The following is a 21,617-nucleotide window of genomic DNA, read 5'->3' as shown; positions in this document are numbered from 1 at the left end:
CACACCGCGGTCGCGGCGCCGGCAGGACATCACGCGATGGTCGCGCCACGCTCGGCGGGCGCCACGAGGGACGCGACCGCCGCGGCGCTCGCGCTGCCGGGCTCGGGAACGCCGACCAGGAGCTGCTGTCCTGGAGCGTCGTGGACGTCGAAGGTCTGGTACGTCAGCTCGATACGGCCGGCGCCGGGCAGCACGAAGACCTTGTACGCCCGGGGCATGCTCTCGACCTCGTTCTCCTGCCACACCCCGCGGAAGTCCGGTGATTCCTGCGACATTTCCGCCACGAGACCGCTGATGCCGGGGTCGTCGGGGAACCGGCCCGCGTGCAGCCGCAGCGCGTGCACCGTGGCGCGCGCCACGACGGGCCACTCGACGAAGACCTCTCGTGCACGAGGATGCTGGAACAGCACCCGGACCGTGTTCGAGGTGCCCTCGAAGGGTGCGAGAAGTGCGGTGGCGACGGCGTTCTTCGCGAGTACGTCGAAGGCGGGGCTCAGCACATAGGCGGCGGCTGCGGGAAAGGCGTCCAGCAGGTTCAGCAGAGAAGGATGGGCCAGGTCACGGCCCCCGGCCGAGGTGAGCGCGGGGTGAAGGCCCGCCAGCCGGAAGAGATGGGTCCCTGCGTCCGGCGTCAGGCGCATCACCCGCCCCACCGCGTCGACCACCTGCGGTGAGGGGTGGCGCTCGCGCCCCTGTTCCAGGCGCGCGTAGTGGTCGACGCTCACGCCGGCGAGCACAGCCACCTCTTCCCGCCGCAGGCCCTTGACTCTTCGGCTGCCACCACCGGCGAGCAGACCCACGTCGGTCGGTTCGGTGCGGGCGCGGTTCGCGCGCAGGAAGGCACTGAGTTCGTTCCACGGCTGCCGCATTTTCCGACCTGCCGGTTGGGGCGAACGGAAGGGTGACGTAGGGACCGGAGCGGCGGACACCGCCCCCACTACCGGGCTTTGCGCCCGTCCTCAAGGAGGGCGGAGACAGTCCGCATCAGTGCTCACGCACCGATTGCGGATCATCCAGGTCTCCCCCAGCCATCGCACCGTCCCGCAGGAGGATCAGCACCGCGGTGGTGTGCTCGCTGTCGGTGCAGCCCGCAGCGGTCGCGAGGTTCAGGACCGTCTGCCGGAACCAGGTCCGGTGGGCCTGGACCGCCCGCCGGACATGCCCCGTGCCTACCCCGCTGAGTTCGCACCCTTGCCATCAATTGGTGCGGTCGGAGACGGTCTGGACAACGCGATGATGGAGTCGTTCTGGTCCTCGATGCAGATCGAGCTGTTGAACCGCAAGCGGTCGAAGCCCGGGACGAGTTGGCGAACGGGGTCTTCGAGTACATCGAGGTCTGCCACAACCGACAGCGGCGCCACTCAGCACTGCGTTACCGCACGCCGGTCGAGTAGAACCACTCTCCGAGAACGACACCACCCACGCCTCCAGTTAGCCACCATAGCTGGAACCCAAACCGTGGGGCAGGTGGTCGGCCTCGACGGCTCCGGGCCGACGGCGACGCAGCTGGTGGCCGGAACCGGCAACCCTAAGGTCGAGCGGCACGGGCCCCGCCTGGCGCATGTACCGGCCCAGGACGTTGTCGGCAAGACCGGGTTCCCCGCAGCATCCGGATGGATCACCCCAGGCTGGGGTATCCCCTGGGCGAGCTGCAGCCGACGCAGCGCATCGCGGAGTGCGAAGTTTTCGGACCCTACGCCGAGTTGGATCCAGGCGAGACCATGCGCCTGGACACGTCCGTCCTCCTGGGTCCACTCGGTGGAGCGGTGACCGAGGTCGGGCCGTGGGGCTGGTGGCACCTGCCGCCCGCCGCCGAGACCCTGCAACCGGGAGCCGGGACACAGCTCGGCGGCCGTGCTCGCGGGGATCCCACTCGACCTCGGCGCGTTGCCACCGCTGCCCGACGTAGCTGCTCCTGAGCCTTCGGGCGGGGACGGCACCAGTCGTCCAAGGCCCCGCGCTCTGCGAGCTGTTGCTGGTCACCCGGTGGGCGCCAAGTCCTCGAGGCTCCGGCCTCGCGTCTCGGGGACGAGCGTCGCCGTGAAGACCAGGGCGAGCAGGCAGATGCCGGCGAAGAGGAAGAAGGTTCCGGAGGCCCCGATACCGTCGACGAGGACGGGGAAGAACTGCGAGACCAGGTAGTTGCCGCCCCAGAGCGCGAAGGTCGCCACGGAGGCGGCGACGCCGCGGACCCGGGTGGGAAAGATCTCCGAGATGATCACGTAGGCGACGGTGCCGAAGGAGACCGCGAAGAACCCCACGTAGGCGAGGATCAGAACGAGAAGCAGGGCGGCGTTCGGGTGGGCGGCACGGAAGACCATCCCGGTACCGGCGAGCAGCACCGTCATCGCGGTGGAGCCGACCAGCAGCAGTGCGCGGCGGCCCACCCGGTCGATGAGGCGCATGGACACCAGGGTCGCCACGACCAGGACGACGCCGATCAGGACGGTACTCATCATGGCGCCGTCGGAGCCGAAGCCGGCGGTGCGGAACACCTCGGGGGCGTAGTAGAAGATCGCGTTGATGCCGGTGATCTGCTGGAAGAGTGCCACGCCGACCCCGACGACGAGCATGCGGCGCAGTGCCGGTGCCAGCAGCTCGCGCAGTCCGGCGTGTTCCTGGGAGAGTGCGCCCTCGATGGCGGTCAGTTCCGAACGGGCGTCCTCCGGCGTGGCGTTGACGTGTTCCAGGACGGTCAACGCCTCGTCACTGCGGCCCTTTCGGGCCAGCCAGCGCGGACTTTCGGGCACCAGGAAGAGCATCAGGAAGAAGGCGACCGCGGGGATCACTCCGAGGGCGAATATCCAGCGCCATCCCTGATCGATGTTCCACGCTTCGCTGTTGACGTGCGCGATGACCGCGCTGACGGCGAAGACCACCAGGTTGCCGATGGTGTTGAAGAACTGGTTGAACGAGACGAGGCGTCCGCGGACGGCGGCGGGGGCGACCTCGGCGATGTAGAGCGGGGCCACTGTTGTCTCGGTGCCGATCCCGATGCCGACCAGGATGCGGAAGAACACCAGCCATCCGGAGGTCGGGGCGAGTGCCTCGCCGCAGGCGCCGACGAGGAACACGAGGGCCGTGCCGAGCATGACCTTCTTGCGGCCCACCACGTCGCTGAGGCGTCCTGCGATCACCACGCCGATGACGCAGCCGACGACGATGCTGGATGTCACCCAGCCCAGGCCGCCGGGGGTGAGGTGGAAGCGGTCCTGGATGAAGCCGGTGGCGCCCGAGATGGCGCCGTTGTCGAAGCCGAACAGGAATCCACCGACGGCGGTGACCATGGTGATGACGACGACGTTGGCCATGTGTCCGCGCCCGTTTCGGCGGCGGGGACCGTCGATGGAGCCGGTGCCCCGAGCCGTGGTGGAGCCGGCCGGGGAGGATGTACTGTCCATCAGGACCTCCGTCCTGGAGGGCCGCAACGGCCCTGGGGTGGTTGTCGGTGTCACATGTGGCGTGGGTGCTCGCCGCGTGCGCAGGTCAGTCGTCGATGCGGCGGACGGTGACCCGGTCGTAGAGGGAGCGGACGGGATGGTCGCTGGACAGTCCCGCGGTGAGTGAGGCCGCATTGGAGGCACCGCAGGCGGCGGCGACGCGCAGATGACGTCCCCAGCCGCGGTCGGCGGCGGTGAGCAGGCTGTGCACGAGCCCGGCGCAGAACGCGTCGCCGGAACCCACCGCGCTGCGGGTCGGGACGTCGGGGGCGGTCACCTCGTACGTACCGTCGGGGGTGAGTGCCAGCGTGGGGCGCGGTCCGTCGGTGACGATGACGCATCCGGTGCCACGGTCCCGCCAGATTCGAGCGGCGGCGAGCGCCGAGCTGCCTGCGTCGGACACGGCGGCGAGTTCCTCGGCGTTGACCTTCACGACGTCCGGGCAGGCGCGGATCCCGGCGGCGAGGGCCGGGCCATGGGCGTCGAGGACAGTCAGTACGTGTCCAGGTGCTTTCGCGGTCCACTGTGCGTACAGGTCGTACGGGGCGCCTGGGGGCAGGCTGCCGGTGCAGACCAGCGCCGCGGCGTCGTTGGCTGCCCGTACGAACACCGCCTCCAGGGCCGCGAGTTCACCCTGGTCGATCTCCGCGCCCGTGGCGTTGTACACCGTCGCGCCCTCCGGGTCGGCGAGGTCGACGAGGACCTCGTTGACCCGGGTGGCGCCGCGGGTGGTGACGAGGCCGGCGGCGAGTTCCTCGGTGTCGAGGAGGTCGCGCAGCAGCTGTCCGGTGGGTCCGCCCGCGAATCCGAACAGGTGCGGCGTCGGGTGCGCGGCGGGAGTGACCGGCGGGTCGGTGGCGAGGCTCGCGAGGACCCGTGCCACGTTGACCCCTTTGCCGCCGGCGAGAGTCTCGCTCCGGGCGAGGCGGTGCACGCTGCCGGGCTGGTTGCGGTCGACGACGAGGAGCCGTTCGATCGCGGGGTTGACGGAGGCGATGGCGATGACGGTGTTCACTGCGGGCCGACTTCCTTGTTCTCGGCGGAGTTCAGGGGTGGTGCGCCTGCCGCGCCGGGCAGTACGGCGTCCAGGGCGATGCGTGCGGCGGACTCCGCCACCGGCTCGGGCACCGTGCGCACGTCCAGGTCGATGCCCCACCGCGCCTGACGGTGGGCGGCCATCTCAGGGCGGCGCCACAGTGATCCGGCGAGCGCCACGGTGTCCGGCTGGATGCCGGCCAGGGCGCACATCTCGCCCAGGACGGTGTGGGTGTGGTCGGCGACCCGGTCCAGGGCGTGGCGGACGAGATCGGCGGCGCGCAGACCGGGAGCGAGCCCGGAAATGCTGAGCAGGCCCTCGTCCGAGGTGTCCGGGCCGGCGAGGTCGACGTGCAACGCGGTGTCGGGACCCGGGGGTTGGGTGGCCAGGGCGACGAAGAGGGCGTCGAAGTCGCCGTCGTAGAACAGGTCGGCGAGCAGCTGGACCAGCTTGCCGGTCGGAGTGGCGCTGCCCAGGAGGTACCCCTGGGCCGACCAGGAGCGGCTGTGGTCGATGCCGAGATCCCAGGCGCGGCGCTCGGGCGCGTAGCTGTCGGAGGCGACCATCAGGTACTCCGAGGTGCCGATCGAGTCCAGTACGCGGGCCCCGCTGTCGCGGTGCACACCGTGGGCGGCGACGACCTGGTCGTGGCCGCCGATGACAACGGGGACCTCGCCCGCAAGTGTCACTCCGGGTAGTACGTCGGGTCGCAGGGCGCCGGCGATGGCCCCCACCGGCAGCGGCTCGGGGAACATCGTCGGAGTGAGGCCCAGGCGGTGCATGACGTCGGGCAGTGGCTCCAGTGTGACCAGGTCGAAGCACTGGCTGTGCGTGAGCTGGGCGGCGGCCGATGTCCAGCGACCGGTCATCCGGTGCACGGCAAGGCTGCCGAAGTCCACCCAGCGGGCCGTGGAGCGCCATACCTCCGGTTGTTCGGCCCGCAGGTGTGCAGTGCGTTCGGGAGTCTGGGCGGGGCGGTGGCGCATGCCGGTCGCCGTGTAGTGCTCGTAGGAGTCGAGGAGTTCGGCGGTGTCCGGTGTCAGAGCGGTCCGCGGCGGATTCTGCCACCACGCCAGAGACGGATGGAGCGCCTGCCCACGCGTGTCCACCGGCACGGCCTCTTCTTGTCCGAAGCTGGCGACGCACACCCCGGCGAGCGCTCCGTGGGGGTGTGCGGTGGTGGCCGCGTATCGGGTGACGAGTTCTCGGGTGCGGGTCCACACCTCCTCGGCATCGTGGAAGGTGAGCCCGTCACGGGTGACGGTGGGGGTACGGATGCGGCCCGCGGGCAGGACGGCTCCCTCGTCCGTGACGCCGACCGTCTTGAGGTGGGTGGTGCCGATGTCGATGCCGAGAAACCACATTGTTTCCGGGCCTCCTCACGCGTCGGGGTGCGGGCCCGCCGGTGTAGCGGCGGCGGGGTGGGAAGAGCGGATACGGCGTCAGTTCAGTCCGAGCTTGCCGGGGTTGAGGACGCCATCCGGGTCGAGGGTGTTCTTGAGCCGGCGCAGCAGGAGGTGGCTCGCGCCGAGGGACTGCCGGGTGTACGGGGAGCGTGCAAGTCCCCCGCCGTGGTGGTGCGAGAGTTCGGCGCCGTGCTCGAGGGCCACGTGCATCGCCGTCGCCCAGATCTCACGGAGCCGCTCCACCGCGGCGCTGTCGGATTCCGCGTGGCCGCGCAGGATGAGGTACAGGGAGGTGCCCTGGGTGTACACGTGGGAGAAGTGGCCCAGGACCTCGTCGGCGAGCGGGGCCAGCGCCTCGGCCAGCGCGTGGTACAGGGGCAGGATGCCGCGCCAGGTGTGGGCGACCTCGATGGTCTCGGCGAATCCGCCCTCCTGGTCCAGCAGCGTCTCCACGGAGGAGAAGTCGAAGCGGCGTCCCATCCACTTCTGGGCCCCTTCGGGTCCGGTGGGGGTACCGCCGTACTCGGCGGCGATGCGGCCCAGGGCGTCGAGTTCGGCGCGGGCGACATCGTTCGGCCCTTGCGTCCCGGCGAACATCACGGCGGTGTCGACGGTCTCGTCCTGCAGTGCGTGGCGCGCCTCCACGGGGTCGTACAGGCGCAGCAGGAACGGGCGCAGTCCGGCGGCCGCCTGGGCGCGCATCACCGCGACGCCGGCCTCCACCGAGGGCAGGGTGTACGTCTCCAGAAGACGGGTCTCGGGCAGCGGGAACACCTTGAGGGTGACGGAAGTGATCACGCCCAGCGTCCCTTCGGATCCGAGGAAGAGACGGCGCAGGTCCGGGCCCATGGCCGCGCGCGGCGACGCCGTCAGGCGCAGTGTTTCACCGGTGGCGAGGATGACGGTGTAGCCGGTCACCAGGTCTTCGATGCCGCCGTAGTACGAGGAGAACTGGCCGGTCGCGAGTGTCGCGAGCCAGCCGCCGACGCTGGAGCGGTACAGGGACTGCGGGGAGTGACCGAGGGTGTAGCCGCGAGCCTGGAGCGCGTCCTCCAGCTCGCCGCCGTTGCAGCTCGCCGAGGCGGTGACGACCAGGTCTTCCTCGTCCAGCTCGTGCGAGACCGGAAGCGCCGAGAGGTCGAGGACGATGCCGCCTCGCACGGGCAGCGGCTGGCCGGTGACGGACGAGCCGAGGCCGCGCGCGGTGACGGGAACGTCGTGCTGTGCCGCGGTGGCCAGCACGGCGCGGATCTGCCCCTCGTCGGCGGGACGGACCACCACGTCACCGCGGTGCTCGTGCCGCTCCAGCCTGGCGAGCTTGGTCGACAGGGGCCAGGAGTCGTGACTGGAGGAGGCGAGGGACGTGTCGTCGGTGCGGACGGCCTCCGGCCCCAGCACGCTGGTCAGCGTGGCCAGAGTCGTGGACAGGTCTGCCATGAGAGCTCCTGGGTTGCGGGAACCGGCGTTCGTTGAGGGCGGGTCGGTCTCGGCACCGCCGGTGGGCCGGAGCGGCTCGATTGACAGCCGCCGTTCCGGATCCTAGGCTCAAAATGCAATTCTCCGCAAGCTGCATATTCAAGGAAGCGAGTCACCATGGACGCACGGACCGGCAAGAAGATCAGGCTCGGACGGCTGGTGCGCCCCGAGAGCGGACGGGCCGTCGTGGTGGCCGCCTCGCACAGCGTCAACAGCGGCCCCACCGAAGGACTGCGCACTCTCGACGAGATCCGCGCCGTCTTCGCCCGGATGCGCGGCGCCGACGCGATCATGGTGACGCCGGGCATGGTGCCGCACGTGGAGTCGACCTTCATCGGGCGCGACCGGCCGGGCCTCGTCCTGCACCTGGACTGGAAGAGCCACGCCCGCGGCGTCTACACCCCGGGCGCCGACGGCCGCAGCGAGGGCGTGCTCGCCCAGCTCTCCGACCTGGAGTCGGTCGCCGCGGCCGGCATCGACGCGGTGATGACGTACCTCTACCTCGGCCAGCGCGACAGCCGCTTGGAGCGAGCGGAGATCGAGCGCAACGCCCGGATCGTGCGCGACTGCGAACGCCTCGGCCTCGGTGTCATCATCGAACCGCGCTCGGCCCTGGAGGGCGACGACCCGGACGCGCTCAGCGCCAAGGTGATGAGCGCCTACTGCCGTATCTCCGCAGACATCGGCGCCGACCTCGTCAAGGCACTGTGGCCCGGATCGGCCGAGGCCTGGCAGGAAGTCACTTCCAGCACCTATGCGCCTGTGCTCCTCGCCGGCGGCAAGGGTGGCGAGGACCCCGAGGACACCCTGCGCCTGGCCGCCGACGCGGTGGGAGCCGGCGGCGGGGGCGTGATGTTCGGACGGCGGGTGTTCCGCGCGCCCAGCCCCGAGGCTGTGTTGTCCGGGCTTGCGGCGGTCGTCCATGATGGGATGTCCGCCGACGCGGCCGGGAAGTTCCTCGGCTGACCCACCATCAACCGTCCCGTGGCCCGTCAACTCGGGCCGCGGGAACCGGAATACGCGAGAGCACACGCAGACCTGATGACAGTGACCCCCAGCACAGCCGGTGATCCGACGGCAGCCATCGCCCGTGACGCGCTACGCGTCGGCACCGGCGGCCGGCTCCCCACCACCACGCACTACCAAGACACCTTGGGCGTGGGCTCCGGGACCGTGCAAAAGGCACTACGCACCCTGCGCGACGAACACGCCCTCGCATTGGTGGCCCGGGGACACCAGGGCACCTTCGTCACCGCCCTGGACACCGGCAAGCTGTGGTCGGCGGCCCGCCTCGCCCCCGTGCACCTGCTCCTGCCGCCGAACGCGCCCCTCGAAGCGACCCATGTCGCCCGGGCGGTGGCACGAGTCTTCGCCGACTCGGGCATCCTCACCACCATCGGCCATCAGCGGGGCGCGGAAGGCCGGTTGGCGGCGCTGGGCCGCCAAGAGGCCGACCTCGCCCTCGTATCGGCGGGCGCCGCCGATGACCTGCTCCGGCCCGGCAGTACGCAGGGGCATCGCTCAATCAGTCTTGGCGAGTGCACCTACTACGCTCCAGGCACCCTGGTCACGGTCTCCCGCACGGACAGCACGGCAGGCCACCGCACCGGTCCCCTGCGCGTGGCCCTCGACCCGGCTTCCGACGACCACCGTCGACTCACCGAGGCCCAATTCCCGCCGAACGGCGTGCAGTACGTGGAGACCGACTTCACCCAGGTGCCTCGGGCCGTACTGCTCGGCACGATCGACACCGGCGTGTGGCACACCGTGGACACCCTGATCCCGCTGGAGGCGGCCGGGCTGGGCACGACGCCGCTCTCCACCCCCGAGGCGCTCCAGCTGGCCGCGGCCATCTCCGCCGCGGTCCTCGTCTCCACCGAGGACAACCTGCCCGGGATCCTCCTGGAGCGCGCGGCCCCCGAAATCGCGGCGCCTCGCCCTTCTGACAACTTCACTGCCGCCGTGCCCCATCCGCCCATCCGGCTCGACGCAGCCCAGTAGCTCCGTCAGACGGGTACATACGGCCCGCCGGCCGTGGTCGATGCCGCTTCACGACAGCGACGGAGGCCGTCGTCCGACCGCTCGGCCGCTGGTGTCAGCGCTGCAGACCGGCTGCCGTCGGCAGGAACGGCGCGGCGGCGGACGCAGCGGCAGCGCAGGTGGCGCGCGGTACGGCGCCGTCCCACGGTGTCCCGCCCGGAATTACCATTTCGGCTCTGGCCTGCAGTTTCTTCACGCGAGGCAACAGCCTCAACGGCGCCTGGGATGGATCCTGACCCTTCAGTGAGAGTAGACAGTGACGGCATTCCCTTCAGGCGATCGTTCGATGTTCCCGCTGACCCCTCGGGCACTTACCCGCCTGACCGCCACCGACCTTTCACGCGTGGCCGCGCGTGACCGTCAGCGCCTTAACGTTGAGCGCAGCCGGGTGAGTCCTGCAGCGGCCGAGAAAATGACCACTCCGACTCAGTCCATTGAAAACATGCTGATGGAGCGGGAGGGGCTGGTGAACGTGCTGGAATCGGGGTGGGCCTCGGAGCGCCAACTCCGCATTGATGACTACCTTTTCGCACTCGACATGCGTGCCGCCCCGGAAGAGGGCCTGCAGGAAATCGAGGGCGCCCCCCCGATGGAAATCATCGAGGTATCGGGGCAGCTCGACAGCCGGTTCCTGACTTGCACAGTGAAGGAAGCGAGCGGGCCCGGAGCAGGTATTCTTGGCGACTTCCTGCAGGCGTTCGCCCGGCGTTCCCCGGAATGGCTTTGGGATCGTCGACCGCGGCTGCTGCCCTGACCACCCCGAACGATCTGACGCCGGCCTTGCCGGAAACCACGCAAGCGATGCCATGGTGCGGGCGGTGGGAGTTGTGCTCTTCGTCCTCAACCAACGTGGCCCACCCCACAGCTGACCTCTGACAGGTGATCCTGACAGGTTGCCAGTTGACCTTGACCGTTCCTAGTCACCGCCGCCGCTGGTGGAGCTCCGGCGTCGGTCCTTCTGGGAGTGACGCACCAGCTCGCCCGCGGCGAGAGTTGCTGTCGCTACGCCGCGGACCCAGCGGGGTCCGCCGCGCGCCGCCCACACCACACATGCACACCCACCGACGGTGAGCGCCAAGATGCATAGCAGCACCAGAACAATCATGTTCTTCCCCTCCGCGTCCAGCCCTACGGTCTTACCGATCGTCTCAGGCCTGGAGAGCCTCAGACAATGCCCGAGCGACGGCGTGCGGCCACAAGGCTCCGGAGGCCACGACTCGGTCTCGCAAGACTCGCAGACTGATGCGCTGCCCCTCGTCCTCGACGTGCCAGGCGTTCATGCCCTGACAGGTCTTGGCGCCTCGGACCACGGCTCCTGCCTCGTCGGCCCTCCTGTAGGGGGTGCCGCCGGTTTCCGCAAGAATGATGCCGCCGCCTTCCCGTGCGTCGGCGTCTCGCTCCTCCCTCTGCCCGGGGTCCGTACGGTGAGTGGTGTAACTCCCGTGTAGGCAGCGACAGTTGATGACTGACGTGACAGGTGGCACCGAGGCGAAGGCCGACGGGGTGAGCCTGACCGGCGAGGGCGGGCTGCTGCAGCAGCTGACCAAGCGGGTGCTGGAGTCCGCGCTCGAAGATGAGTTGACCGCCCACCCGGGCCACGAGCCCGGCGAGCGGGCCGAGGGCGGCCGGGAGAACTACCGCAACGGACGGCGTGCGAAGAAGGTGACGACCGAGCTCGGGCGATGCCCAGCGTGCGTTACGACCCCCGCGGCCTCCGGTCGCCGATCGCCGCCCTGGGCGTCGCCCTGCGCGTCGCGGCACGCGCGCCGGCGGCGGACCTGGCCGCGACGCACTGAGCCCCTGCCGGCACCGCCGCCGGAACAGGTGTCGCCCCGCCGAAGCAGCCCGACCCTTACGCTGTGAACATTTTGCTTAAACAGCGAACATTTTATTGACGCGACGTAAAGCGAGATGCCATTCTCCACGACACCGCGCCTGACTCCTGCCGTGCCCCTCCACCTCGAGTACGACAGCGGCTCGCCACACCTGCCCCTCCAGGACAGGCCCGCAGCGCTCGACGAGAAGCCCGTCGGCGCGCCCGGGTCCCGGCGAGAACGGTGAGCGACCGCAACTCTCACGCTCTCCTCGCTTCGGCAGTCGGCCGAAGCGGCCCCGCCCGACGGCGGGGCACTTCACCTTCACAGTCAGGGAGAAGTAATGACTGGCAACAACGGGACGACGACGTCCCACAGCCCCACAGCGGGGGCGGCCCGGAAGGCGGGCTACGCGGGGACGCTGGCTGCCACCTGCTGTGCGGTGTTCGTGGCGCAGGTAGCCAACGCACTGCCGGTGTCCCTCCTCGGACTCTTCCAGGAGGACCTGAACACCCACGGCTCCCAACTGACCTGGATCACCGCGGCTTTCATGGTCGCGGTGGTCTGCTTCGAATTCACCTTCGGCGTGCTCGGCGACCTGTTCGGCCGCAAGAAGCTGATCTCCGCGGGAGCGGGCCTCGTTGCCATCGGCAGTACCGTGGCCGCGGTCGCGCCCAACGTGCAGGTCCTCTGGATCGGTGCCGCGCTGAACGGTCTCGGCGCCGGCGCCTTGTTCCCCGGCTCGCTCACCATGCTCGTGTCGGTCACCCGCAACGCCCGGGAACGCGCTCACGCCGTCGCTCTGTGGAGCGGGTTCCTCTCCGCGGGCGCCGCCGTCTCGCCCTTCCTCGGCGGGGCGTTCGCCAAGGTCGGCTCCTGGCGTGGCTCCTTCTGGGTGCTCGTCGCGGTCGCCGTGCTGAGCATCGCGCTCACGCTTGCGCTGACCTCCGAGTCCCGATCGCCCGAGGGCCGCGAGCTCGACATACCGGGCCAGATCACCTTCGCCATCGGCCTCATCCTGGTGCTGTACGCGGCCGTCGAGGGACCCGAGTCGGGGTGGGCAACCCTCCCTGTCATCATGTCCGCCGTCCTCGGGCTCTGCTTCCTCGCAGGCTTCGTCCTGGTCGAACTGGGCGCCAAGTCCCCGATCTTCGACCTGACCCTGTTCCGGAACCGGGCCTTCACGGTGGCGTCCGTCGTCGCGGTCATCGGCATGCTCGCCTTTCTCGGCGCATGCTTCGCGACGGCCATGTGGCTCGGACCGGTGCAGCACCAGGACCCGCTTCGCGTCGCCATCCCGTTCCTGCTACTGCAAGGGCCCGCGTTCGTCCTCATACCGGTCGTCTCCCGGCTGTTGCACCGGGTCGCCCCGACCTGGCTGCTGACCTCGGGCTTCGTCCTGATGGCCGTCGGCTGCCTCCTGTGCACCCGGCTCGATATCACCGACCTCGGCCTGACCCCGTTCGTCGCGCCCGCACTGCTGATCGGTGTCGGCTTCGCTCTGTGCGTGAGTTCGGTGACGGCCGTGGCGCTGGACAGCGTGCCCCCGCGGCTGGCGGGCATGGCGAGCGCCACGACCAACATGCTCCGCGATCTGGGCTTCGCGCTCGGCCCGGTCGTCGTCACCTCGGTCGCCCTCAGCAACGCGGGAACGGCGTTCGCGTCGAAACTGAACGTCGCGGACCTGCCGGCGGAGCAGCTGGGAGCCGCGCGCGGGATCGCCGCGGAGGGGGGACCCATCGCCGTGAACAGCCTGCCGCACGGCGCTCCGGGGTCGGCAGCGCACGGCCTCGCCCTCGACGCGCTGGGCAGCGGCTTCAGCACCGCCTTCCTCATCTGCGGCACCGCGGCCGCCCTGGCCGCGGTCCTTACCGCCGTCGGCATGATCGGCGTCCGCCCCCACCGCACCCCCACTCGGTCCCCGGCCGAGCCCTCCGCCACCGGTCGGGGCGACGCCCCCGAACTCGCAGCGAAGTAGCAGCCCTTCCCGGCCGGTTCGGGCTTCCGACTCCTATCGGAAGCCCGAACTGGCACCTCCACGTCAGGTCAAGGGCATGTAGCGCGCTCGTGAGCGCTCCGGCTGCCGGCGCCTCTCACGCGATCTCGCCGCGGCCCCGGGAAATCAAGATGCGCACCCACACTCCCCACCCGCGATGAAGGACTCCGGGCCGCCGAGTCCTCCCGCGAACTCACCCGCCGGTGCCTCCTTCGAGGCAATCGCGAGCCTCGACTCCATCGACCGCACGAGCAGCGACAAGGCTTCCAGAACCTTGAGCCGGTCGTCGCCGAGCGCGGCCAGCAGGGCCGACTCCACTCTCAGGACGCACACCCACCCCACCCCCACGAACACCTTCCTGCACCGCCTGCGGGCCGGTGAACGACAGGTCGGCCTCTGGCTGGCGCTCGCCGACGCGTACCCGGCGGAGATCCTCGCGGGCATCGGCTACGACTGGCTGCTCATCGACGCCGAACACGCCCCCAACGACGTGCGCTCCGTGCTCCGCGAACTCCAGGCGATCGACAGCGCCGCAGCGAGCCTGCCCGCCGGCCGCCCCCGGACCGAGGCCGTGGTGCGCCTGCCGTCCGCGGACCCCGTCACCGTCAAGCGATACCTGGAGATCGACGCCCGTACCCTCCTCATCCCAATGATCGACACGGCCGAGGACGCCGCCGCAGCTGTCGCCGCGACCCGCTATCCGCCGCACGGCATCCGCGGCATGGGCAGCGGCCTCGGGCGTTCCTCACGGTGGCGCCGGTTCGAGGACTACCAAGCCGCCGCCGACACCACGACAGGTGTGATCGTGCAGATCGAGTCGGCGACCGCTGTGAAGAACGCCGCCGCCATCGCCCGTACTCCCGGAGCCGACGCCGTCCTGCTCGGCCCCTCCGACCTGGCCGCGTCCATGGGCCACGCGGGCAACCCCGGTCACCCCGATGTCGTCGCGGCATCCTGCGCAGCGATCCGTGCGGCCCGCGCCGAGACGTCTCCCGCCGGAGTAATGGGCTCTGCCGCCCACCTGCCCGACTGGCTGGCCGCCGGGGCGCGTTCTTCGCCGTCACCTCCGACGTGGCACTGCTCGCGAACGCCGCCGCTGACCAGTTGCAGCAGGCACGCACGGCGGCTGCCGCGCCGGACACCGGCCGGGCGTCCACCGCGGTGTGGCGCGCCAGGCTCCTGATACCCCAGCCCGGGTCTGTGTAGCGATCGGTGGAACTCGGTCGGGTTGATCTAGCTGCGACCGGCGGTGAGTCGGCCGTCGAAGGTGATGTCGAAGGCTTGGAGCGCGGCCTTCCAGCGCATGGTCCAGCGTTTGCGTCCGGTGCCGGTGGGATCCAGGCTCATGACACGGCCAGGTAGACACACTTCAGAGCGGCCTGTTCCGTGGGGAAGGGCCCACGGGCCGTCACAGACCCGTACGGATGTGAACGTCCTCGCGCTCGGCCAATAGCCGCCGGATCCGCTCGGACGCCACCGCGCCAGGCGCGTCCGAGCACATCCGGCCCAGTCACCTGCCGAACCCGGCCGTCAGGCCGCTGAGCAACTGCCGGCGGCCGAACGCGTACAGGATCAGGAGCGGCAGCGTGGTGAGGACGACAGAGGCGAGAACGGCGGGGACGTTGACGCCGTGCTCGCCGCTTTGGAAGGTCCACAGGGCCAGCGGCAGGGTCCGCATGTCGGGGCTCTGCGTGAGGATCAGCGGGAGCAGGAATCCGTTCCAGATGGTCAGCGCGTTGAAGATGCTCACGGTCATGATGGCGGGGCGGGTGAGCGGGGCCGCGAGGCGCCACAGGGTGCCCCACTCGGTGGCGCCGTCGACCCGCATCGAGTCGAACAGTTCCTTGGGCACGTCCCGGATGAAGTTGGCGAGGACGAGCACGGACAGTGGGATGGCGAAGGCGATCGACGGAAGGATCAGCGCCAGCAGGCTGTCGTACAGATGCAGCCTGATGATGATCAGGTACACCGGGATCACCGTCGCCTGCAGCGGGATGGCCAGGCCCATGAGGAACAGGCCGTTGACCGCGCGCAGGTAGCGGGCGCGGCCGCCGCGCACGATCGCGTAGGCGGCCATGAAGGAGATCGCAACCGCCGGCACCACCGCGCCGACGGTGACCACGACGCTGTTGACGAAGTAGCCGACGAAGTCGTTTTCGAGGACGAGGCGGTAGTTGTCGAGAGTGGGGTCGCCGGACGGGACCAGCGGGTTGCTCGCGTAGTAGGTGCTCTGGGCCTTGAAGCTGGTGATGAGCGTCCAGTACAGGGGAACGGCGACTATGACGAGCCAGAACCAGCCGGCCAGGCCGCCGAGCCAGTTGCGGCGCTGAGTGGCTGGGCGGGGGCGCCGCTCGCGACGGGCGGTCTCTTCCTGACGCTGTGCCTTGGTCAGTGTGGTCGTCACGTCAGGCTCCCTCGAGCTGGCTCGCGGCGGCATCCCTGCCGCCGAGCCGGCGCAGCAGCAGGGCGAAGGCGAGACCCACCAGGACGAGGATGACCGCGATGGCACTGGCCGGACCCATCAGGTTGGCCTGGAAGCCCCGCTTGTACATGTCGAGCGCGAGGACCCGGGTGGCGTCTCCTGGTCCTCCCTCGGTCAGGACGTAGATCAGGTCGAAGAAGGTCAGCGATCCGACCACCATCAGCGTCGACGACGTGATGATGGTGTATTTCAGCTGGGGCAGCGTGATGCTGAAGAACTGCCGGATCCGCCCGGCGCCGTCCAACTGGGCCGCCTCGTAAAGGGACTTCGGAATCTGCTGCACACCACCCTGGTAGATCAGCGAGTGGAAGGGGACGAACTGCCAGGAGACGATGAAGATGACGACGCCGAAGGCGAGTCCGGGCCGTCCCAGCCAGTCCTTGCTGAGCCAGTCGACGCCAAGTCCCGCGCCGAGCCCGAATGTCGGGTTGAGCAGTGCCTTGTACGCGACGGCGATCGCGGCTGAGCTGAGCATCAGCGGGATGAAGTACACCACTCCGAGCAGCGCCCGGTAGCGCTGGCGTCCCGCCATGAACGTACCGAGCAGAATACTGATCGGCGTCTGGAACGCCCAGGACGCGATCATCACCCCGAACGTCACCAACACCGCGTGCGGCAGGCCGGGGTTGCTGAGCACGGACCGCCAACTGGTCAGACCCGAGGGGTGGATGGCGCCGATGCCGTCCCACGTGGTGAAGGACAGGGCGAAGACGCCGACGAGCGGGATGACGGCGAAGCCGACGAAGACCACCAGCGCCGGCGCGGTCAGCCACGGCAGGATGCTGCGCCGACCGCGACGCGGCGGGTGGGCGGTGAGCGAGGTCATGTACCGATGACCTTGTTCATGTTGGTGGCGAACTGCTTGGGCGAGATGGACAGTTGGAACAGCTTGGCGATGTTGTCGAGCAGCGTCTCCGCCGCCGTCGGGCTGAGCGCCTGGTCCCAGGACTGGCTGAACGTCTTGGCCTTGGTGGCAATGTCGTACGTGAACTGCAGGAAATCGGCGTCCTTGGAAGCGGCGAGCAGTTTCTCCGTGCCCACCTTGACCGGAACGCCGCCGCCGTCGATCCACGCCTTCACTTCGGCATCCTGCAGCATGCCCTTGGCGAAGAACTCCTTGGCGATCTTCTTCTCCTCCGCGCTGGCCTTCGAGGAGATGGACAGGTACTCGCCGGGGTTGCCGACGGTATTGCTCGGATCGCCCTTGCCGCCCGCGACGGACGGGAAGTTCATGTAGCCCAGGCCGCCGCTGGAGACGAAGTCACCGCCGTCGTGCTTCTGGATGCCGTACGACCAGGAGCCGTGCAGCATCATCGCGGCCTTGCCGGTGTACAGGAGCGCCTGGTCGGCATTGGAGTCCGCGGTGATCGACGAGAAGCCCTTGACGAAACCCTTGGCCTTGACCAGGTCCTGCACCATGCCAAGGGCCTTGATGGCGGCGGGGTCGGACCAGGCGTTCTTCTCGCCGTCGAAGATGGCCTGGAACACCTCGGGGCCGCCGATGCGGTCGAAGAGGAACTCCAGCCACATCATGTTCGTCCACCGGGACTGCCCGCCGAGCGAGAACGGGGCAATGCCCTTGGCGTTGAACTTGGGAACCAGGGACATGATGTCGTCCCACGACTGCGGCGGCCTCACACCGGCCTTTTCGAAGACCTTCTTGTTGTAGTAGAGGAAGATGGGCTGCACCCGCTCGACGGGCATCGCGTAGATCTTGCCCTTGACGGTCGCCGCGGGGAACGAGGTGGGGAACAGGGTCTTCTTGACCTCGGGGTGCTGCTCGAACCACGGGGTCAGATCCTCGACCTGGCTCGCCGCCACGTAGCTGCGCAGCGTCCCGCCGCCCCAGCTCTTGATGATGGTGGGCGCCTTCCCGGCGCCGATGGCGGTCTTGATCTTCGTCTTGAACGCGTCGTTCTGGAAGGCGGTGCCGGCGATCTGGCTCTTGGGGTGGGACTTGTTGAAGGCCGCCACCGTATCGGCCCTGACGCCCTCGTCGGGCTGGCCGCTCAGGTACCAGTAAGTGGCTCCCTTGCCGCCGGCACCGTTCTTGCTGGGCCCTGAGGAGCCGCAGGCCGCGAGCGCCGCGGAGAGCGGGACGCCGGCGGCGATGCCGAGGGCGGTCCGTCTTGAGACGGGACGTCGTGAGAGGGGGATTTCCATATCTGTTCTCCGCACTCGGGAGCCGTCGGCAGCTCATGAGCCACCGTGAAAACTTTTCGAAATCCAACCAGCGTTTAGCTCTGTGAGTGCAAATTAGGTAGCGGGCACGGGGGTGTCAAGGCATGCGCAATAACGTTGTGGGGCAAGGCACTTGTGCGTAGCGTCCGGCAGACACGACGCACACAGAAGCCGCGACAGACATCGAAAATGTTTCGACACGCTGCGGCTGAGGACAGAGGAGGATGCGCATGTCCGCAGCTGATTCACTTGCCGGGAAAGGGCAGGTCTTGCCGCGCTGGCAGGACCCGGTGCTGCCCGTGTCCGACCGGGTCGACGCACTGCTCGCCGAGATGACGGTGACGGAGAAGGTCGCACAGCTCGGCAGCCGCTGGCTCGGCAACTTCGTGGGGCGCAAAGCGGCCGACGACGGCGACACCGGTGACGGGAAGGCCGGTGACGGGAAGGCCGAGCGACCTCAAGTGGCCCCTTTGGAGGCCGTGTTCGAGGAGGCGGGGCGGGTTCCGCTCGAGGAGGCGGCGCAGGACGGGCTCGGCCACCTCACGCGGGTGTACGGCAGCCGTCCGGTGAGCGTACAGAAGGGCGCGGACCTGCTTGTCGCGCAGCAGCACGCGGTCGTCAAGAGCTCCCGGCTCGGCATCCCGGCCCTGGCCCACGAGGAGTGCCTCACCGGGTTCAACACCTACGGCGCCACCGTCTACCCCGCTCCGCTTGCGTGGGCGGCGGCCTTCGACCCGGACCTGGTGCACCGCCTCGGCGGGGCGATCGGGAGGGACATGCGGGCGGTCGGAGTGCACCAGGGGCTCGCACCGGTCCTGGACGTGGTGCGGGACTACCGGTGGGGCCGGGTCGAGGAGACCATGGGCGAGGACCCGTACCTGGTGTCGATGCTCGGTGCCGCGTACGTCAGCGGGGTGGAGGGCGCGGGTGTCATCACCACCCTGAAGCACTTCGCCGGGTACTCGGCCGCCCGCGGCGCCCGCAACCACGGCCCCGTACCGATCGGCCGACGCGAACTGATGGATGTCATCCTGCCACCGTTCGAGACGGCGATCGCGGTGGGCGGTGCCCGCTCCGTGATGAACTCCTATTCCGACATCGACGGAGTACCGGCCGGAGCCGACCCCTGGCTCCTGACCCAACTGCTGCGCGAAGAGTGGCAGTTCACCGGCACGGTCGTCTCCGACTACGGGTCGCTGGCGTTCCTCTCCGGCCTGCACGGGGTCGCGGCCGACTTCGGCGAGGCGGGCGTGATGGCGCTCGGCGCGGGCATCGACGTGGAGCTGCCGGACACCCTCACGTTCGGCCGGCACCTGGAGGAACGGGTCCGTCGTGGCGAGCTTGCCGAGTCCCTGCTCGACCGGGCGGTGCGCCGGCTGCTGACCCAGAAGGTCGAGCTCGGCCTTCTCGATCCCGGTTGGACGCCCGAGGGTTCGGTCGCCTCGGCCGCGGCAACGGACCTGGACTCACCGGACAACCGGGCCCTTGCGCGGGAGTTGGCCGAGCGATCCGTCGTGCTGCTCGACGAGGGCAGCGCGCTGCCGCTCCTCGACGCGGATGCGGGGCGTGCGGCGCCGGGGCGAATCGCCGTGGTGGGGCCGTGCGCGGCCGACTCGCGCACCCTCATGGGCTGTTACGCCTTCCCGAACCACGTTCTGCCCCGCCACCCCGGTCTGCCGCTCGGCATCTCCGCGCCGACGGTCGTGGACGCGCTGCGCGGCGAACTCCCGGACTCCGAGATCGTCTTCGAGCCGGGGTGCGACGTGCGCGAGGAGGGCCGGTCCGGCTTCGCCGCGGCGGTGGCCGCGGCCCGCGAGGCGGAGCTGTGCATCGCGGTGGTGGGCGACCGCGCGGGTCTGTTCGGAGCAGGCACGTCCGGCGAGGGTTGCGACGTGGAGGACCTACAACTGCCGGGTGTTCAGGCCGAGTTGCTCGCGGAGCTGTTCGCCACCGGGACGCCCGTGGTCGTGGTCGTGCTGTCCGGTCGCCCGTACGCGCTCGGCGAGGTGCATCCCCGGGCGGCCGGCCTCGTCCAGGCGTTCATGCCGGGACAAGAGGGTGCGGCGGCGATCGCGGGTGTGCTGACCGGGCGCGTCCAGCCGGCGGGCCGGCTGCCGGTGCAGATTCCGCGCCGCCGGGGCGGACAGCCCGGCACGTATCTGCAGCCGCCGCTCGGCGCACACACGCAGGGCATCAGCAGCGTCGACCCGACGCCGCTGTTCCCCTTCGGATTCGGCAGGTCGTACACCACGTTCGAGATCGGGGACCTGCGCGTGAGCGCGCACGACATCCCCACCGACGGGGAGTTCACGGTGTCGGTGCTTGTGCGCAACACGGGTGCCAGGTCGGGGCGCGAGGTCGTCCAGCTGTATCTGCGCGACACCGTCGCCCAAGTCACGCGACCCGTACGGCAGTTGACCGGCTTCACGCAGGTCGACCTCGATCCGGGGGCGAGTGCGCGCGTGAACTTCCGGGTGCACGCCGACCGGACCGCGTTCACCGGACGCGATCTCACCCGGATCGTCGAACCCGGCGAGGTCGACGTGCAGGTCGGCACCTCGTCGCAGGAGCTGCCCTGCCGGGCTACCGTACGGTTGACGGGCCCCACCCGGGAGGTCGGCCACGACCGGCGGTTCACCACACCGGTGGACGTCACCCCGGAGTGGACGTAACCCTGGAAGAAGCCGATGCCACCGCACGCTAGACGCACCACCCTGGCGACCATCGCCCGCGAGGCGGGGGTCTCCGTCGCGACCGTGTCCAAAGTGGTCAACGACCGCAGCGACGTGGCGCCGGGGACCCGTGCCCGGGTGCAGGTGCTGCTTCGCGAGCACGACTACCTGGCCCCGGTGTTCCGGCACAGCGAGGCCGCGAAGAACCCGACGATCGAGGTGCAGTTCAACAACGACCTCAAGACGTACTCGGTCGAAGCCCTTGAGGGCATCATCGAAGCCGCCGCCGAACTGGGCACCTCGGTCGTGATCAGCAAGTCATCACCCGCCCCGCACTGGGCGCGGGACCTGGTGTCGGCGGGGCGGCACGCTCTCATCGCGGTCACCAGCATGTACACCTCCGCACATGTGAAGCAGCTGGCCAAGGCCGGACTTCCGCTGGTGGTCCTCGACCCGCTCCACCTGCCGCACAGCCAGGTTCACAGCGTCGGAGCGACGAACTTCGCCGGCGGCCTGGCCGCGACCGGGCATCTGCTCCGTCTCGGCCACCGCCGCGTCGGCTATCTCGGCGGACCGACCATGGCCGTGTGCAACCAGGCCCGCATGCACGGCTACCGCGCCGCCCTGGAGGCAGCGGGCGCCCCGACGCCCAACACCTACGTCCGGCACGGAGCGTTCACGCACCGAGCCGGCCTGCTCGGCGCCACCGCGTTCCTTGGACTGGACGAACCACCGACGGCGATCTTCGCGGGCAACGACGAGATCGCCCTCGGCGCCATCGAGGCTGCCCGAACGTGCGGCCTGCGCATCCCCGAGGACCTGAGCGTGGTGGGCTTCGACGACACACACCTGGCCCGGATGGCGTCACCGCCGCTGACCACCGTGCGCCAGCCACTGCGCGAGATGGGCGGCGTCGCGCTGCGCACCGCGCTGCGCCTCGCGAACGGCGAGCGGGTCGAGTCCCACCACATCGAACTCGCCACGGAACTCGTCGTACGGGCGTCGACCGCGCCGCCTCAGGAAGAGGCGTCGACGCGAACGTAGGTACGCCTGGCCTGCATCAGCCCCTCGTTC

Annotated in this window: 16 protein-coding genes and 3 pseudogenes; 9 read left to right on the top strand and 10 right to left on the bottom strand. The window is 69.7% G+C overall.

Annotation, left to right across the window (positions count from 1 at the left end; all coding sequences use genetic code 11):
• Positions 1-29: 29 nt before the first annotated feature.
• Positions 30-869 (bottom strand): helix-turn-helix domain-containing protein, encoded by an 840-nt coding sequence (locus ACWD2L_RS36015; RefSeq protein ID WP_351333287.1) that lies wholly within the window; start codon positions 867-869, stop codon positions 30-32.
• Between the two features lie 322 nt (positions 870-1,191).
• Here ACWD2L_RS36015 and ACWD2L_RS36010 point away from each other — a divergent pair.
• Positions 1,192-1,394 (top strand): annotated as a pseudogene (locus tag ACWD2L_RS36010) (integrase core domain-containing protein); the annotation flags it as partial.
• A 585-nt stretch (positions 1,395-1,979) separates the two neighbouring features.
• Here the strand turns inward: ACWD2L_RS36010 and ACWD2L_RS36005 are convergent.
• From ACWD2L_RS36005 to ACWD2L_RS35990, 4 genes are all read right to left on the bottom strand, one after another.
• Positions 1,980-3,401 (bottom strand): sugar porter family MFS transporter, encoded by a 1,422-nt coding sequence (locus tag ACWD2L_RS36005; protein WP_351333284.1) that lies wholly within the window; start codon positions 3,399-3,401, stop codon positions 1,980-1,982.
• A gap of 85 nt (positions 3,402-3,486) precedes the next feature.
• Positions 3,487-4,455 carry a 1-phosphofructokinase family hexose kinase gene (locus ACWD2L_RS36000; protein ID WP_351333281.1) on the bottom strand — a complete coding sequence of 323 codons (969 nt, stop codon included), beginning with the start codon at positions 4,453-4,455 and terminating at the stop codon, positions 3,487-3,489.
• Complete coding sequence (locus ACWD2L_RS35995; protein ID WP_351333278.1) at positions 4,452-5,840, bottom strand: FGGY family carbohydrate kinase; 1,389 nt, start codon at positions 5,838-5,840, stop codon at positions 4,452-4,454. Before ACWD2L_RS35995 ends, ACWD2L_RS36000 begins: the two co-directional genes overlap by 4 nt.
• Positions 5,841-5,918: 78 nt before the next feature.
• Entirely contained in the window at positions 5,919-7,319 is a 1,401-nt protein-coding gene (locus ACWD2L_RS35990; RefSeq protein WP_451193203.1) for an FAD-binding oxidoreductase, read from the bottom strand.
• A gap of 156 nt (positions 7,320-7,475) precedes the next feature.
• Between ACWD2L_RS35990 and ACWD2L_RS35985 the strand changes: the two genes are divergently transcribed.
• From ACWD2L_RS35985 to ACWD2L_RS35975, 3 genes are all read left to right on the top strand, one after another.
• The gene (locus ACWD2L_RS35985) at positions 7,476-8,324 is read left to right on the top strand and encodes a class I fructose-bisphosphate aldolase (RefSeq protein ID WP_351333273.1); all 849 of its coding nucleotides are present in this window, start codon (positions 7,476-7,478) and stop codon (positions 8,322-8,324) included.
• Between the two features lie 75 nt (positions 8,325-8,399).
• A complete protein-coding gene (locus ACWD2L_RS35980) occupies positions 8,400-9,359 on the top strand; it encodes a YhfZ family protein (RefSeq protein ID WP_351333270.1) in 960 nt (319 codons plus the stop codon).
• A 325-nt stretch (positions 9,360-9,684) separates the two neighbouring features.
• Positions 9,685-10,152: a hypothetical protein gene (locus tag ACWD2L_RS35975; RefSeq protein ID WP_351333267.1), complete on the top strand. Its 468-nt coding sequence runs from the start codon at positions 9,685-9,687 to the stop codon at positions 10,150-10,152.
• Between the two features lie 162 nt (positions 10,153-10,314).
• Here the strand turns inward: ACWD2L_RS35975 and ACWD2L_RS35970 are convergent, their stop codons facing one another.
• Positions 10,315-10,503 carry a hypothetical protein gene (locus ACWD2L_RS35970; protein WP_351333265.1) on the bottom strand — a complete coding sequence of 63 codons (189 nt, stop codon included), beginning with the start codon at positions 10,501-10,503 and terminating at the stop codon, positions 10,315-10,317.
• 383 nt (positions 10,504-10,886) lie between these two features.
• Here ACWD2L_RS35970 and ACWD2L_RS35965 point away from each other — a divergent pair.
• The 3 genes and pseudogenes from ACWD2L_RS35965 to ACWD2L_RS35955 all read left to right on the top strand — a co-directional run.
• Positions 10,887-11,078, top strand: a pseudogene (locus tag ACWD2L_RS35965) (transposase); the annotation flags it as partial.
• 477 nt (positions 11,079-11,555) lie between these two features.
• Positions 11,556-13,190, top strand: coding sequence for an MFS transporter (locus tag ACWD2L_RS35960; protein WP_351333263.1), 1,635 nt, complete (start codon positions 11,556-11,558; stop codon positions 13,188-13,190).
• A 292-nt stretch (positions 13,191-13,482) separates the two neighbouring features.
• A complete protein-coding gene (locus tag ACWD2L_RS35955; RefSeq protein WP_451193199.1) occupies positions 13,483-14,391 on the top strand; it encodes an HpcH/HpaI aldolase family protein in 909 nt (302 codons plus the stop codon).
• Positions 14,392-14,441: 50 nt separating this feature from the next.
• Here the strand turns inward: ACWD2L_RS35955 and ACWD2L_RS35950 are convergent.
• The 4 genes and pseudogenes from ACWD2L_RS35950 to ACWD2L_RS35935 all read right to left on the bottom strand — a co-directional run.
• Positions 14,442-14,623: pseudogene (locus tag ACWD2L_RS35950) on the bottom strand (IS256 family transposase); the annotation flags it as partial.
• Between the two features lie 95 nt (positions 14,624-14,718).
• Positions 14,719-15,612, bottom strand: a complete 894-nt coding sequence (locus tag ACWD2L_RS35945; protein WP_351333258.1) for a carbohydrate ABC transporter permease — start codon at positions 15,610-15,612, stop codon at positions 14,719-14,721.
• 1 nt (position 15,613) lies between these two features.
• Positions 15,614-16,516: a carbohydrate ABC transporter permease gene (locus tag ACWD2L_RS35940; protein WP_351333255.1), complete on the bottom strand. Its 903-nt coding sequence runs from the start codon at positions 16,514-16,516 to the stop codon at positions 15,614-15,616.
• Positions 16,513-17,853, bottom strand: a complete 1,341-nt coding sequence (locus tag ACWD2L_RS35935) for an extracellular solute-binding protein (RefSeq protein WP_351333253.1) — start codon at positions 17,851-17,853, stop codon at positions 16,513-16,515. Before ACWD2L_RS35935 ends, ACWD2L_RS35940 begins: the two co-directional genes overlap by 4 nt.
• A 248-nt stretch (positions 17,854-18,101) precedes the next feature.
• Between ACWD2L_RS35935 and ACWD2L_RS35930 the strand changes: the two genes are divergently transcribed.
• Positions 18,102-20,543 (top strand): glycoside hydrolase family 3 N-terminal domain-containing protein, encoded by a 2,442-nt coding sequence (locus tag ACWD2L_RS35930; protein WP_351333251.1) that lies wholly within the window; start codon positions 18,102-18,104, stop codon positions 20,541-20,543.
• Between the two features lie 15 nt (positions 20,544-20,558).
• Positions 20,559-21,587: a LacI family DNA-binding transcriptional regulator gene (locus tag ACWD2L_RS35925; protein WP_351333249.1), complete on the top strand. Its 1,029-nt coding sequence runs from the start codon at positions 20,559-20,561 to the stop codon at positions 21,585-21,587.
• Positions 21,588-21,617 lie beyond the last annotated feature (30 nt).

This window comes from Streptomyces sp. NPDC002754 (assembly GCF_053592315.1).
This window is presented reverse-complemented; position numbering and strand designations above follow the sequence as displayed.

What these genes read in the sequence shown, in the direction of transcription:
- ACWD2L_RS35930 (WP_351333251.1), top strand. Translation starts at nt 18,102, where the DNA reads ATGTCCGCAGCTGATTCACTTGCCGGGAAAGGGCAGGTCTTGCCGCGC.
- ACWD2L_RS35960 (WP_351333263.1), top strand. Translation starts at nt 11,556, where the DNA reads ATGACTGGCAACAACGGGACGACGACGTCCCACAGCCCCACAGCGGGG.
- ACWD2L_RS35990 (WP_451193203.1), bottom strand. Translation starts at nt 7,319, where the DNA reads ATGGCAGACCTGTCCACGACTCTGGCCACGCTGACCAGCGTGCTGGGG.
- ACWD2L_RS36005 (WP_351333284.1), bottom strand. Translation starts at nt 3,401, where the DNA reads ATGGACAGTACATCCTCCCCGGCCGGCTCCACCACGGCTCGGGGCACC.
- ACWD2L_RS35970 (WP_351333265.1), bottom strand. Translation starts at nt 10,503, where the DNA reads ATGATTGTTCTGGTGCTGCTATGCATCTTGGCGCTCACCGTCGGTGGG.
- ACWD2L_RS35975 (WP_351333267.1), top strand. Translation starts at nt 9,685, where the DNA reads ATGTTCCCGCTGACCCCTCGGGCACTTACCCGCCTGACCGCCACCGAC.
- ACWD2L_RS35995 (WP_351333278.1), bottom strand. Translation starts at nt 5,840, where the DNA reads ATGTGGTTTCTCGGCATCGACATCGGCACCACCCACCTCAAGACGGTC.
- ACWD2L_RS36015 (WP_351333287.1), bottom strand. Translation starts at nt 869, where the DNA reads ATGCGGCAGCCGTGGAACGAACTCAGTGCCTTCCTGCGCGCGAACCGC.
- ACWD2L_RS35980 (WP_351333270.1), top strand. Translation starts at nt 8,400, where the DNA reads ATGACAGTGACCCCCAGCACAGCCGGTGATCCGACGGCAGCCATCGCC.
- ACWD2L_RS35940 (WP_351333255.1), bottom strand. Translation starts at nt 16,516, where the DNA reads ATGACCTCGCTCACCGCCCACCCGCCGCGTCGCGGTCGGCGCAGCATC.
- ACWD2L_RS35985 (WP_351333273.1), top strand. Translation starts at nt 7,476, where the DNA reads ATGGACGCACGGACCGGCAAGAAGATCAGGCTCGGACGGCTGGTGCGC.
- ACWD2L_RS35925 (WP_351333249.1), top strand. Translation starts at nt 20,559, where the DNA reads ATGCCACCGCACGCTAGACGCACCACCCTGGCGACCATCGCCCGCGAG.
- ACWD2L_RS35935 (WP_351333253.1), bottom strand. Translation starts at nt 17,853, where the DNA reads ATGGAAATCCCCCTCTCACGACGTCCCGTCTCAAGACGGACCGCCCTC.